Origin of the sequence: Massilia cellulosiltytica, assembly GCF_047325105.1 — a bacterium.
GTDB lineage: Bacteria > Pseudomonadota > Gammaproteobacteria > Burkholderiales > Burkholderiaceae_D > Telluria > Telluria orientalis.
The window spans coordinates 1,708,836-1,721,214 of record NZ_CP168562.1; the positions used below are offsets into that span (position 1 = coordinate 1,708,836).

The 12,379-nt window shown below is 67.3% G+C and carries 11 protein-coding genes and 1 riboswitch; of the genes, 5 read left to right on the top strand and 6 right to left on the bottom strand.

Going from position 1 to position 12,379, the window contains the following annotated elements; translation table 11 throughout:
* Nucleotides 1-4 precede the first annotated feature (4 nt).
* Nucleotides 5-1,267 (bottom strand): efflux RND transporter periplasmic adaptor subunit, encoded by a 1,263-nt coding sequence (locus ACEN9H_RS07605; protein ID WP_413674285.1) that lies wholly within the window; start codon nucleotides 1,265-1,267, stop codon nucleotides 5-7.
* Between the two features lie 170 nt (nucleotides 1,268-1,437).
* Here ACEN9H_RS07605 and pnuC point away from each other — a divergent pair, with 170 nt between their 5' ends.
* Nucleotides 1,438-2,055 (top strand): nicotinamide riboside transporter PnuC, encoded by a 618-nt coding sequence (pnuC, locus tag ACEN9H_RS07610; protein WP_160410051.1) that lies wholly within the window; start codon nucleotides 1,438-1,440, stop codon nucleotides 2,053-2,055.
* Nucleotides 2,052-2,660, top strand: coding sequence for an AAA family ATPase (locus ACEN9H_RS07615; RefSeq protein ID WP_413674286.1), 609 nt, complete (start codon nucleotides 2,052-2,054; stop codon nucleotides 2,658-2,660). Before pnuC ends, ACEN9H_RS07615 begins: the two co-directional genes overlap by 4 nt.
* A 55-nt stretch (nucleotides 2,661-2,715) precedes the next feature.
* On the opposite strand, the gene ACEN9H_RS07620 is transcribed toward ACEN9H_RS07615, so the two are convergent.
* From ACEN9H_RS07620 to ACEN9H_RS07630, 3 genes are all read right to left on the bottom strand, one after another.
* A complete protein-coding gene (locus tag ACEN9H_RS07620) occupies nucleotides 2,716-4,848 on the bottom strand; it encodes a TonB-dependent siderophore receptor (RefSeq protein WP_413674287.1) in 2,133 nt (710 codons plus the stop codon).
* 85 nt (nucleotides 4,849-4,933) lie between these two features.
* Nucleotides 4,934-5,033, bottom strand: a riboswitch (TPP riboswitch).
* A 72-nt stretch (nucleotides 5,034-5,105) separates the two neighbouring features.
* Nucleotides 5,106-6,263: an iron-containing alcohol dehydrogenase gene (locus ACEN9H_RS07625; protein WP_413674288.1), complete on the bottom strand. Its 1,158-nt coding sequence runs from the start codon at nucleotides 6,261-6,263 to the stop codon at nucleotides 5,106-5,108.
* 75 nt (nucleotides 6,264-6,338) lie between these two features.
* Nucleotides 6,339-7,295 (bottom strand): DUF535 family protein, encoded by a 957-nt coding sequence (locus ACEN9H_RS07630; protein WP_371764443.1) that lies wholly within the window; start codon nucleotides 7,293-7,295, stop codon nucleotides 6,339-6,341.
* 250 nt (nucleotides 7,296-7,545) lie between these two features.
* On the opposite strand from ACEN9H_RS07630, the gene ACEN9H_RS07635 reads away from it, so the two are divergent.
* The gene (locus ACEN9H_RS07635) at nucleotides 7,546-8,253 is read left to right on the top strand and encodes a glutathione S-transferase (protein WP_413674289.1); all 708 of its coding nucleotides are present in this window, start codon (nucleotides 7,546-7,548) and stop codon (nucleotides 8,251-8,253) included.
* 1 nt (nucleotide 8,254) lies between these two features.
* Here the strand turns inward: ACEN9H_RS07635 and dkgB are convergent, their stop codons facing one another.
* Both dkgB and ACEN9H_RS07645 read right to left on the bottom strand, forming a co-directional pair.
* Nucleotides 8,255-9,061, bottom strand: coding sequence for a 2,5-didehydrogluconate reductase DkgB (dkgB, locus tag ACEN9H_RS07640; RefSeq protein ID WP_413674290.1), 807 nt, complete (start codon nucleotides 9,059-9,061; stop codon nucleotides 8,255-8,257).
* Between the two features lie 16 nt (nucleotides 9,062-9,077).
* Entirely contained in the window at nucleotides 9,078-10,286 is a 1,209-nt protein-coding gene (locus ACEN9H_RS07645) for an MFS transporter (RefSeq protein WP_413674291.1), read from the bottom strand.
* A gap of 193 nt (nucleotides 10,287-10,479) precedes the next feature.
* Between ACEN9H_RS07645 and ACEN9H_RS07650 the strand changes: the two genes are divergently transcribed.
* Together ACEN9H_RS07650 and ACEN9H_RS07655 are read left to right on the top strand one after the other, a co-directional pair.
* Entirely contained in the window at nucleotides 10,480-11,376 is an 897-nt protein-coding gene (locus ACEN9H_RS07650; RefSeq protein WP_413674292.1) for a LysR family transcriptional regulator, read from the top strand.
* A gap of 25 nt (nucleotides 11,377-11,401) precedes the next feature.
* On the top strand, nucleotides 11,402-12,253 hold the full coding sequence (locus ACEN9H_RS07655; RefSeq protein ID WP_413674293.1) for a PhzF family phenazine biosynthesis protein: 852 nt from the start codon (nucleotides 11,402-11,404) through the stop codon (nucleotides 12,251-12,253).
* Nucleotides 12,254-12,379: the final 126 nt, after the last annotated feature.

The following is a 12,379-nucleotide window of genomic DNA, read 5'->3' on the forward strand; positions in this document are numbered from 1 at the left end:
GGATTCAGTTCGTGATGCCGATGCTGTCGCGGTGCTTGAAGTCGGCCGTGTCGGAGACGACGACGCGGTCGCCCGCGTGCGCGCCGGCCACGACCTCGACGACCTTGCCGTCACCGGCGCCCAGGTCGAGGGTCGTCCTGCGCGCCACGCCGTCGCGCACGACGAACGCGGGTTGCGGGCCGCGGCCGTTGAACGCGGGGCCGCCGTCGACCACGAGCACGTTCGTGCGGCGCTCGGTGACGACGGCGACGTCGACGCGCATCTTGTTACGCAGGTGCGGATTGCGCGGTTGGGCGAGGTCGACGAGCAGCTTGATGGTGCCGTTCTGGATTTCGGGCAGGATCGTGTGGACGGTGCCGGCCATGATCTCGCCGTTCTGCTCCACGCGCACGGCCTGTCCCGGCGCGAGCTGGCGCGCGTGGAAGTCGGACAGCGTCGCCTCGACGCGGTAGTTGTTCAATTCGGAGACGCGCGCGACGAGCTGGCCCGCCGCCACGCTCGCGCCTTCTTCCTCCAACAGCCAGGTGAGCATGCCGCCGAACGGGGCGCGCACGCGGGTGCGGTCCAGCAGCTGTTCCTGTTGCGCGATTTGCTTTTGCAGGATCGCCTTCTGCAGGTCGGCCGCCGCGATATTGGTGGCCGTCGTGCGGTGCGTGGCCTCGAGCAGCGCACGCTGCTGGCGCAGCTGGATCTCCGTGCGCTTCACGTTCAGCTGCGCGGTCAGCAGGTTTTCGCCCGATACGAGGCCGCTTGAGCGCAGCTTTTCGTTGCGTTCCAGCGTGGCGCGCGCGGCCTGCAAATCGATCTCCAGCAGTTCGAGGCTGCTCGTGATCTGCGTGCGCTTCTGTTCCAGTTCCTGCTTCAAGGTCGCAATGCGGTTGTCCTGCTGCGCGAGCTGTTCCTTCAGCGCTTCCAGCGCGAGGCGGATGTCGCGGTCGTCCAGTTCGAGCAGCAGGTCGCCCGCGCGGACCTGCTGCCCGGGCTTGGCGAGGACCTGCGCGACGCGGCTCGCGCCGGGACTCGCCACCACTTCCTCGTGCACGGGGATGACGACGCCGGCCGCGCCCACCGTGTTGTCCACGTTCCCGCGCCGGACTTCCGCGATGACGACGTCGGCCGCGGACACGCTCGGACGCAGCGCGCGGTTCAGGCCCCACGCCGCGGCGCACAGGGCCCCGAGCACGAGGAGCGTGGAGGCGAGGCGCATGCGGGTGCGGCGGCGGAGGATGTCGAGCGGGATGGCCTGGTCCATGATCAAAGCGGGCATTGTGATGCTGCCTGTACTGCAAGCCCCGTGCCAGCAGGGTTTCCCTCTGGGGGCGGACTGCCGCATTGCCCGCTGGCGGGCAGCGGTGTCCGGAAACGGACACTCGCCGTCGGGTTGCATAAACCCGCGCCACCTTCCATAATCGCCGACTCACCTGTCACTGTCCGCCCATGAACGATACCCTGGTCCTGCTGGGCTTTTCCACTACGCCGCTCGAACTGCTCGGCTTCGTGCTGTCCGTCGCGACGGTCGTCCTGACCATCCTGCGCAATCACTGGGGCTGGTTCTTCGCCATCGTGTCGTCCGCCACGTACGGGGTCGTGTTCTTCGACGCCCGCCTGTACGGCGACGCCGGCCTGCAGGGCGTGTTCATCGCCGCCTCGATCTGGGGCTGGTGGCAGTGGCTGCGCGGCGCCGGGGGCAGGCCGCTGCCCGTGACGCGCCTGTCGCACACGGGCCGGCTCGCGTCGCTGCTCGGTTGGGCCGTCGGCTTCTTCGCGCTGTCGGCATTCCTGAAGGCGTGCACGGACACGGACGTGCCCCACATGGACGGCTTCCTCACCGCGGGCAGCCTGCTGGGCCAACTGCTCACGGCGCGGAAGAAGATCGAGAACTGGCACACGTGGATCGTCGTCGACATCCTGTACGTGGGCCTGTACATCTACAAGGGCCTGCACCTCACGGCAATCCTGTACGCCGTGTTCGTCGTGCTGGCCGTGCTGGGCCTGCGCGCGTGGACCCATGCCGCGCAGGACGCGGACATGCCGGTGGCCGAGGGCGCGCGATGACCGTGGCACCGGTGGTACGTGTTGCGCTGCTGGGCGCCGAATCGACGGGCAAGTCGACATTGGCGCAGGCGCTGGCGGCGCGCTACGGCACGTTGTGGGTGCCGGAATACCTGCGCGAATTCGTCGAGGTGAACGCGCGCGTGCCGCGCGAGGACGACCAGCCCGGCATCGCGCGCACGCAGCGTGCCCGCGAGGCGCTGCTCGCGCGCGACCCGCGCGTGCGGGACTTGCTGTTCGTCGACACGACGCCGCTGATGACGGCCGTGTACAGCCGCATCTACTGGGGCCGCGTGCCGCCGGACCTGCTCGCCCTGGAAGCGGAACACGACTACGCGTTCACGCTCGTGGCGGCGCCCGATCTGCCGTGGGTGCCGGACGGGTTGCAGCGCGAGTCGGAGGAGGTGAGGCAGCGCGTGCATGCGCAGCTCGTGGACGTGCTGGATGCGCGGGGGATTCCGTTTGCGCTGCTGACGGGGGAGCTGGATGCGCGGGTGCGGCAGGTGGAGGCATTGATAGGACCACCCGACGCCCGTCGTTCCCGCGACAGCGGGAACCCATGCCGAGCTACAGAATCCGGTCCGTCGGATACAACGCGATCTGTTTAAACGGGCAGACTCCGGAGAGTCGGCATGGGCCCCCGCGTTCGCGGGGGCGACGAGGTCAGAAGTCGAACTGCGCCGACGCCCGGAACGTCCTCGGCGCGCCCGGCAACAGATAGCCGCCCAGCGCCGGCGTCACATCGCGCCAGTAGAACTTGTCGAACAGGTTCTCCGCCCGAGCACGCAAGGTGACGTTCGTCGTGCCCCATTTCAGGCCGTACGACGCGCCTACGCCGAACACGTGGTAGTCCGGCACGAACACGGTGTTCTCGACGTCGAACGCCTTCTTGCCCGAGTACTGCCACGTGCCGTCCAGCTTCAGGCCCGGGATCGCGGCGACGGCGTACTGCACCCATGCCGTCGACTTGAACGCGGGGACGTCCGTGACGCGCTTGCCGTCGATGCCCGCCTGGCCCGTGCCTTCCTGGCGCGTGTTCAGCGCCATCAGCGACACGCTCCAGTCCAGCGCCGGCGTCGCGCGGCCCTGGGCGGTCAGCTCGATGCCGCGGTGCGTCTCGCGCCCGTTGCGGACGAACGTGTTGTTCGCGTTCGTGTATTCCAGGCCCTGGCGGATCTGGAACAGCGCGGCCGACAGGTTCAGGCCATTGTCCAGCGCGGCCTTGGCGCCGATCTCGACCTGGTGCGAACGCTGCGGCGCCAGCACCGAATTCTCATTCGTCGTCTGCATCGGCGCGATGCCGCCGTGCTGCAGGCCGTGGCTGACGGCAGCGTACACGTTCCAGTCGCGCGCGGGGCTGAAGACGAGGCCCACGTTCGGCAGCAGGAACGAGTCGTCGGCGTGTACGTAGCCGGTGGCGTCGTCGACGAATTCGCTGCGCTTGATCTGGACGTGGCGCAGGCCCGCGTGCAGGGTCAGCTGGTTCGTCAGGCTGACGATGTCCTGCGCGAACACGGCGCGTTCCTCGTCGCTGCGGCGCTCGAACACGGGGCCCGTCACGCGGTCGGCAGCGACGTGCGGCGTCGCGAGCGGGTGCCAGATATTGCTGTAGCCGACGTAGTCGTAGACGTAGTCGCCGAAGCTGTCGTGGCGCTCCGAATACGATGCGCCCAGGGTGAGCGCGTGGCGCAGCGCGCCGGTCGCGAATTTACCCTGCACCTGCGCCTGCACGCCCCACGGCGACTTGCGCTCGCCCGTGCTCTGGTAGTCGTAGACGTCGTAGTCGCCGTTGCCGCAGTAGCCCGGATAATAGCCCGCGCCCTCGTTGCTGCAGCCGTAGGGGAACGCGGTGAAGTCGTCGCGCTTGAACCAGTGCTTGTTGCCGGACACGGTGGCGGTCCAGTCCTGTGCCAGCTTGTATTCGAAGCGCAGGCCCACGTTGCTGTCCTTGGTCGTGACGGGGCGCGTCCACGGCTGGTCGTTCAGCAGCATCTTGGCCGACACGCCGGTCGGCAGCGTCGTACCCTGGATCAGCTGGAAGCCGGGCGCCGTGATCTGGGCCTTGCGCTGGTAATCCGTGTCCAGCTGCAGCAGCGCATCCGGCGTGATCTGCCAGTCGAAGGCGGCCGACACGAACTGGCGGTCGCCGTTCGCGCCGCGCACGTAAGGATGCAGGTCGGCGGCGGCCGCGTTGATGCGGTAGCCGAAACGGCGGTCCTCGAAGCGGCCGCCGAGATCGACGGTGCCGTACAGGGTGCCGCGCTCGGACACTTCAACGGTCGCGGAACGCAGCGGCGCATTCGTCGGGCGCTTGGTCACGTAGTTGACGATGCCGCCCGGCGTGGCGATGCCGGCCGTGAGGCCCGCGAGGCCCTTCAGGATTTCGAAGCGTTCCTTGTTCTCCAGCGGGATCTGCGTGTCGCCCGGGATCGCGAAGCCGTCCTTGCGATAGCTGTAGTTGTTGTCGAGGGCGAAGCCGCGGATGGAGAATTGCTCGGCATAGCCGACGGCGTTGTAGGCGTCGGCGACGGATGCGTCGAAGCGCACCGCCTCGGTCGTCGAGCGGATCGACAGGTCCTGCATCTGCGTGCGGCCCATGGAGATGATGGAGGCCGGAGTGTCGAACAGCGACGCTTCGCCGAAGCCGCCGACGCTGGCGCGGTCGACGGCGATGAAGCGGTTGCCCGTCACGACGACTTCGGCGACGGGGTGGGTGGTGTCCTGTGCATGTGCGTTCGCGATGAAGGCTTGCGCGATGGCGTACGCGACTGCGGTGTACTTCAAATGACGGTTCATGGTTTGCTCGTTTTCGCGCGCCGGCGATGGGCGCGCTGCTTTTTCTTAAAAGCCGGAGCCAACGGGGGGAAGGGCAAACAAGGATGGGAACTGCGTTGCGCTTTCCTTCGCTGGCATTATCCAGATCAGGTACGAAGGGTATCTCTCACCCGGGAAGCGAACTCCCAGGACCCCTAGCGAAGGCGCGAGTGTAGCACAACGCGCCTTGTCGTGATGCTTCAGCCAATAGACATGTTGTAAAGCGGATGGTTCCGCGCTCAGGCGGCGCCTTCCAGCGCCGCGCGCGCCACGTCCAGCGTGACCTCGCCGGTCTCGCCCATGCGCGTCATGCCATGCGCTTCCAGTGCGGCAATCACGGCCGGGATCGCATCGCGGCCCAGGCCATAGTCGGACAGTCTTGTCCCTACGCCCATGGCGCGGAAGAAGTCTTCCGTGCGGGCGATGGCCGCCTCGATGCGCGCATCCTCGTCGCCCGTGCGGAGATCCCACACGCGGGCCGCGTATTGCAGCAGTTTCTCCCGCTTGGCCGCGCGGCGCACGCGCAGCATCGACGGCAGCACGATCGCCAGCGTCTGCGCGTGGTCGAGGCCGTACAGCGCGGTCAGCTCGTGGCCGATCGTGTGCGTGGACCAGTCCTGTGGCACGCCGGTGCCGATCAGGCCGTTCAAGGCCAGCGTGGCCGTCCACATCAGGTTGGCGCGGACATCGTAGTCCTCCGGCGCGGCCAGCGCCCGCGGACCGTCCTCGACGAGCGTCAGCAGCAAACCTTCCGCAAACCGGTCCTGTACCTTGGCCTGGGCCGGGACCGTCATGTACTGCTCCATCACGTGCACGAACGCGTCGACGACGCCGTTGCCCACCTGGCGCGCGGGCAGCGTGTAGGTGCGGGTCGGGTCGAGCACGGCAAACTGCGGGTACACGGTGCGCGAGACGAACGCGAATTTTTCCTGCGTGCGCTTGCGCGTGATGACGGCGGCCGCGTTCATCTCGGACCCCGTCGCCGGCAGGGTCAGCACGACGCCGATGGGCAGCGCCGCGCGCACGTTCTTCGCGTGCTGTTCGAGGATGGTCCACGGGTCGGCGTCGAGCAGGGCGCCCGCCGCGACGAACTTGGTGCCGTCGATGACGGAGCCGCCGCCCACGGCCAGCAGGAAGTCCACGCGTTCGCGGCGGACGAGCGCGATCGCTTCGGATAACGTTTCGACCGTGGGATTCGGCTCGATGCCGCCGAACTCGAACACGGTGCGGCCGGCCAGCGCGGCCATCACGGCGTCGAACGTGCCGTTGGCGCGGATGCTGCCGCCGCCGTACAGCACGAGGACGCGTGCCTCGGACGGCACCAGCTTGCCGATGCGCTCGATCTGGCCGTCGCCGAACAGGATGCGGGTGGGATTATGAAAGTCGAAGTTGTGCAAGGTGATCCTCTGGTTTTGCTCAGAGGATCATTATCGCGCAGGTGTCCTGCCGGCGTGGGCCAGGCCGCCAGGTATTCAGGCCGGTTCGGGCACCGCGGCCGGATGCGCCACGTGCGCGCGCGCATGCAGCAGATGGCGCTGGATGACGGCGCGGGACGCGTCACCGATCAGCCGCCAGTGTTCGCGCCGCAGCGCCGCGCGCTTGCGGTGCTTGGACGGCATCTCGGACAACGGCTTCACGTAGAACGGCAGCGGGATCAGGTAGCCGTCGCGGCCCGGCATGTCCTCGCCGCCGAGGATCTTCCAGAAGCCGTCATACGCGTTGGCGAAATGTTTTTCCGGATCGGGATCGTAGGCAATGTGCGCTTCGCTGCGGATCGCGACGACCTTGTCCATGCCGAGCGCCAGCGCGATGCCCTGCATGGCCGCGAAGCAGAAAAAGCTGGGCGAGTTGTTCGGGAAGACCCGTTCGAACGCTTCGAACGCGGCGCCGGAATCGATCCAGCGGCCCTGGTTGCGCGCGATGAACGGGACGACGGGCATGTTGACGCCCACCATGTCGCCTTCGAGCCAGCTGAAGGACAGGCGGTGCAGGCATTTGCCGTCCGCGATGAGGGCGAGGGTGAGGTCGCCTTCGGCATTGCTGCGTGAGGCCATCTCGAGCTGGATCATGAACGTGCTGCCCTCGGCCTCCTGCTGCCACAGGGGCAGGCAGCGCTGGCCGTAGACGGCGTCCAGGTAGCTGTCGCTGAACGTCGTTTCTTCGAACCGGTAGTGGCTCAGCACGGCCTGCACGCGCTGGCGCGGGCTCAAGTCCTTGATGAGGTAGTCGCGGTGGCTGAGGTGGTGGAACAGGTCGTCGCCGGCGTCTTTCGCGACGTGGTTGCGGTAGACACCCAACTGGCACAGCGCGCGGTGGTCGCGGTAATAGGCCAGCACGCGCAGGCTGCGCGCGATGCACAGCACCCACGACGACAGGCTGTACTGGCGGCGACGGGCCATCCAGTGTTTGGTCAGGTGAGCGAAAATCATAATGCGCTCCGGGCAAAATCGTTATCGGTGGTTGCGTCTTGTTGGTTTGCTTAACGGAAATAAATCGTTCAGCAGATCAAGATCGGAGCCTCCGATGCCCCATCCCGTTATCAATTCTTGTTTTCATGTCTCTCTTTTTATTAATCTTTTGTCAGGCAAGCGCCAGACGCAAGACTAGCACGATTGCCGCGCCGAACATCAAAATCCTGCTCGATAATTGAGTCAGACCGAACAAGTTGAGGAGCATGGCATGGTGTATGAACTTTTTTATTGGCCGAGCATCCAGGGCCGCGGCGAATTCGTGCGCCTGGCGCTGGAAGAGGCAGGGGTGCAATACGTGGACGTGGCGCGCGAGCCGGGCGGCATGGCGCGCATGATCGCGGCGATGGACGGCGCCGACCACCCGTCGTTCGCGCCGCCGTTCCTGAAGGCGGGCGACGTGACGGTGGGCCAGACCGCCAACATCCTCATGTTCCTGGGCGAGCGCCACGGGCTGGCGCCGCAGGATGCGCAAGGTAAATACTGGGTGAACCAGATCCAGCTGACCATCGCGGACCTGGTCGCCGAGACGCACGACACGCACCATCCGATCGCGACGTCGCTGTATTTCGAAGACCAGCGCCCGGAAGCCAAGCGCCGGTCGGCCGACTTCATCGACACGCGCATCCCGAAATTCTTCGACTGGTTCGAGAACATCCTGGCCCGGCCCGAACCGAAGGACTACCTGCTGGGCGACGCGGTCACTTACGCGGACCTGTCGCTGTTCCAGCTCGTCGCGGGCCTGCGCTACGCCTTCCCGAAGGCGCTGGGCCGCATCGACGCGGGCTATCCGCTGCTGACCGCGCTGCACGACCGGGTGGCCGCGCGGCCGCGCATTGCGGCCTACCTGAAGTCCGGGCGGCGGATTCCCTTCAACGAGGAAGGGATCTTCCGCCACTACAAGGAGTTGGACAGGTAGTCTAGTCCCACGCCGGCGCGAAGTCCGGGCTGACGAGGCGTTCGTCCCGGTCCAGCGCGTCGATGTCGGCGATGTCCTGCCGCGACAGGATCAGGTCGCGCGCCCGCAGGTTGCTCTCCAGGTTCGCGCGCTTCGTCGACGACGGGATCACGGCATATCCTTTCGCCATCGCCCAGGCCAGCGCCACCTGGGCCGGCGTCGCGCCGTGCACCTGCGCGATGCGGGCGATGGTGGCGTCGTCCATCACCTTGCCGTAGGCGAGCGGCATGTAGGCGGTGAGGTGGATGCCGGCATCGACCATGAACGCGTCCACTGCGCGGTTCTGCAGGAACGGGTGCAGCTCGACCTGGTTCGTCGCGATGTTGTCCGCGCCCACGGCCGCGATGGCGTCGCGCAGCAGCGCAATCGGGAAGTTCGACACGCCGATGGCGCGCGTCAGGCCCGCCTCGCGCGCGGCCAGCAGGGCTTCCATCGATTCCGCGACGGACACCGCGGCGCCCGGCGACGGCCAGTGGATCAAGGTGAGGTCGACGTAATCCGTGCGCAGTTTCACGAGGCTTTCTTCGAGGCTGGCGCGCAGGCGGTGCGCGGCCAGGTGCTCGGTCCAGATCTTGGTAGTGACGAAGACGTCGCCGCGCGCCACGCCGGATCCTGCCAGCGCCTGGCCGACTTCGGCCTCGTTGCCGTAGATCTGCGCCGTGTCGATGTGGCGGTAACCCAGTTCCAGGCCGGTGGCGACGGCATCGATGGCCTGCTGTTCCTTCAGGCGGAATGTGCCGAGGCCCAGTTGCGGGATAGTGGTATGCATGGTTTCTCCTTTCAATTCAATGCATGGCGACGGCGCGTTCGCCGTGGACGGCGTGCTGCGGCGCCGGATCGCGCCGGTCCAGCCAGCCGGCCAGCGTGGTGAGGGCGAGCGCGCCGATGACGATCAGGGCGCCGATCCACGGCGTGTGCATCAGGCCGAAGTGCGCGACGATCAGGCCGCCGCCCCACGCGCCGATGGCGATGCCGACGTTGAACGCGGCGATGTTCAGGCCCGACGCCACATCGACGGCGCCCGGCGTATCGCGCTCGGCGCGCTGCACGACGTAGACCTGCAGGCCCGGCACGTTGCCGAAGGCGACGGCGCCCCAGGCCAGCACGGTGACGAGGACGGCGATCTTGTTCGCGGCCGTGAAGTCGAGGACGAACAGCACGCCGGCCAGCAACGCGAACACGATCTGCAGGGCGCGCACGGGGCCCTTGCGGTCCGCCAGCTTGCCGCCCCAGATATTGCCGAAGGCGACCGACACGCCGTACACGAGCATCACGAGGCCCACGCTGTTCGACGAGAAGCCGGCGACCTGTTCGAGGATAGGCGCGAGATACGTGAAGGCGATGAACGAGCCGCCGTAGCCCAGCGTGGTCATCGCATACACGAGCAGCAGGCGCGGTTTCTTCAGCACGGACAGCTGCGTGAGAAGGCTAGCCGGCTTGCTGCCGGCGATGCCGCGCGGGACAAGCAGGGCGATGCCGGCGAATGCGATCACGCCCAGCAGCGCGACGGCCAGGAACGTCATCTGCCAGCCGAAGTGCTGGCCGATGAACGTCCCGAGCGGGACACCGGTCACGAGGGCCACGGTCAGGCCGCTGAACATCAGCGCGATGGCGCTGGCCGCCTTTTCTTTCGGCACGAGGCTCGTCGCGATCGTCGAACCGATCGAGAAGAAGACGCCGTGGGCGAGGCCCGTCAGCACGCGGGCGGCCATCAGGGCGGCGTAGCCGGGGGCCATCCACGCGGTCAGGTTACCGGCCGTGAACAGCAGCATGAGGCCGAGCAGCAGCGTCTTGCGCGGCACCTTGCCGGTGAGGGCGGTCAGCACCGGCGCGCCGATGGCGACGCCCAGCGCGTACAGGCTCACCAGCAGGCCGGCGGACGGCACGGATACGTGCAGGCTGGATGCGATGGTGGGGATCAGGCCGACGATCACGAATTCCGTCGTGCCGATGGCGAAGGCGCTCAGTGTAAGGGCCCATAAAGCGAGTGGCATATTGTTCTCCTGTGAGCCGTCGTTCCCGCGAAGGCGGGAACCCAAGTTTTTTGCGCCGTCGAGACGTTCGCAAAATTGGGCCCCTGCCTTCGCAGGGGCGACGTGGTTGATTGCGTCGAGGAGGTATTCTCTCTGGCCGGTCTACAAAGAAAAACCCGCCGCCGTACAATAGACTTTTGACCTGGGAGCAAAAATGCTGGACGTGGGCGCGTTGATCGCATTCGCCGCCGTGATCGACACGGGTTCGTTTTCCAATGCCGCCGAGCGGCTGGGGCAGACGCCGTCCGGCGTGTCGCGCACCATCTCGCGCCTGGAGCAGCAGCTCGGCATGACCCTCATCCACCGCACGACGCGCCGCCTCGATCTCACCGAGGAAGGCAGCTGGCTGCTGGCCCGCGCGCGCCGCATCCTCGCCGACCTGGAAGAGACGGAGTCGCAGGCCGCCCTCGCGCGCGCACAGCCCGCCGGCCTCGTGCGCGTAAACGCCGCGACGCCGACCCTGGATCACCTGATCGCCCCGCAGCTGGCGGACTTCCTCGATGCGTACCCGCAGGTGCAGGTGGAACTCACGAGCGGCGAGACCGTCGTCGACCTGATCGAGGAGAAGGCCGACGTCGCGATCCGCATCGGCCAGTTGACCGACTCGACGCTCAATGCCCGCCGCCTGGGCCGCAGCCGCATCCGCGTGCTCGCCGCCCCCGGCTATCTCGAACGCCACGGCACGCCGCGGCAAGTGGAAGACTTGATGAAGCACCGCCTCGTCGGCTTCGTCGCGCCGGCGTCGCTGAATACGTGGCCGCTGCGCGCCGGCACGGAAGAGGGCTGGCGCATCGCGCCGCACGTGACGGCCACCAGCGGCGAGACGGTCCGCCACCTCGCGCTGCAGGGCGCGGGCATCGTCAGCCTGTCCGACTTCCTCACGCGCGCCGACGTCGCCGCGGGCCGCCTCGTGCCCGTGCTGGAAGAGGCGGCGCTGCCGTGGACCCAGCCCGTGTGGGCCGTGTTCTACAAGCAGGGCGCGCTGGCGCCGCGCGTGAAGGCGCTCGTCGACTTCCTCGCCGACCGGCTGGCCGGCGTGCTCGAACCTTGACCATCCATCCCGACAAGGAGACCGCATGACCATCACGACTTCGCACATCCTTCGCATCGCCGCATTCTCGGACGGCGACGCCGGCGGCAATCCGGCCGGCGTCTGGATCGGGGAGTCCCTGCCGCCGGCCGACGAGATGCAGCGCCTGGCCCACGCCGTCGGCTATTCGGAGACGGCATTCGCCGAGCCGCAAGGAAAGGGCTGGCGCGTGCGCTATTTCTCGCCGGCGTCCGAAGTGCCGTTCTGCGGCCACGCGACGATCGCGCTCGGCGCCGCGCTGGCCCGGCGCGACGGCGACGGCGTGTATGCGCTGGCGCTGAACGATGCCGACATCACGGTCGAAGGGCGACGAGAAGGCGGTCGCGTGGCCGCCGCGTTGCAATCGCCGCCGACGTGGAGCCGCCCGGCCGCGCCGGAACTCGTCGCGGACGCATTGATGCTGTTCGGTTACCACGACGCAGACCTCGACCCGCGCATCCCGCCCGGCCTCGCCCACGCGGGCGCGAACCACCTCGTGCTGGCGCTGGCCAGCCGCGACCTGCTGGCCGCCATGCGCTACGACCTGGAGGCGGGCCGCGCGCTGATGGCGAAGCACGGCCTGACGACGATCGTGCTGGCCTGGGTGGAGTCCGCGCAGCGTTTTCATACCCGCAATCCGTTCGCGGTCGGCGGCGTCTACGAGGACCCGGCCACGGGCGCGGGCACGGCCGCACTGGCCGGCTACCTGCGCGACCTCGGCTGGCCGCACGGCGGCGCGATCGACGTCGTGCAGGGCGAAGACATGGGCATGCGGTCGTTATTGCGGGCCGAAATCGGTCCGGAACCGGGCGGTTCGATCCGTGTTAGCGGGACCGCAAGAATGTTGATGAAAGACTAATGAAATTGATCATGATTTATTGAAAATTGAAATAGGGGCAAAAGACACGCTTTTTCGACAATTTGTTAACCCCTGCAACGTTGATAAAGTTCAAAACATCCGTTTCTGAACATCAACACAGGAGTC

Coding starts and splice junctions, on each gene's coding strand:
- ACEN9H_RS07605 (WP_413674285.1), bottom strand. CDS start 1,267: ATGCCCGCTTTGATCATGGACCAGGCCATCCCGCTCGACATCCTCCGC.
- pnuC (WP_160410051.1), top strand. CDS start 1,438: ATGAACGATACCCTGGTCCTGCTGGGCTTTTCCACTACGCCGCTCGAA.
- ACEN9H_RS07655 (WP_413674293.1), top strand. CDS start 11,402: ATGACCATCACGACTTCGCACATCCTTCGCATCGCCGCATTCTCGGAC.
- ACEN9H_RS07645 (WP_413674291.1), bottom strand. CDS start 10,286: ATGCCACTCGCTTTATGGGCCCTTACACTGAGCGCCTTCGCCATCGGC.
- ACEN9H_RS07615 (WP_413674286.1), top strand. CDS start 2,052: ATGACCGTGGCACCGGTGGTACGTGTTGCGCTGCTGGGCGCCGAATCG.
- ACEN9H_RS07650 (WP_413674292.1), top strand. CDS start 10,480: ATGCTGGACGTGGGCGCGTTGATCGCATTCGCCGCCGTGATCGACACG.
- ACEN9H_RS07630 (WP_371764443.1), bottom strand. CDS start 7,295: ATGATTTTCGCTCACCTGACCAAACACTGGATGGCCCGTCGCCGCCAG.
- ACEN9H_RS07620 (WP_413674287.1), bottom strand. CDS start 4,848: ATGAACCGTCATTTGAAGTACACCGCAGTCGCGTACGCCATCGCGCAA.
- dkgB (WP_413674290.1), bottom strand. CDS start 9,061: ATGCATACCACTATCCCGCAACTGGGCCTCGGCACATTCCGCCTGAAG.
- ACEN9H_RS07635 (WP_413674289.1), top strand. CDS start 7,546: ATGGTGTATGAACTTTTTTATTGGCCGAGCATCCAGGGCCGCGGCGAA.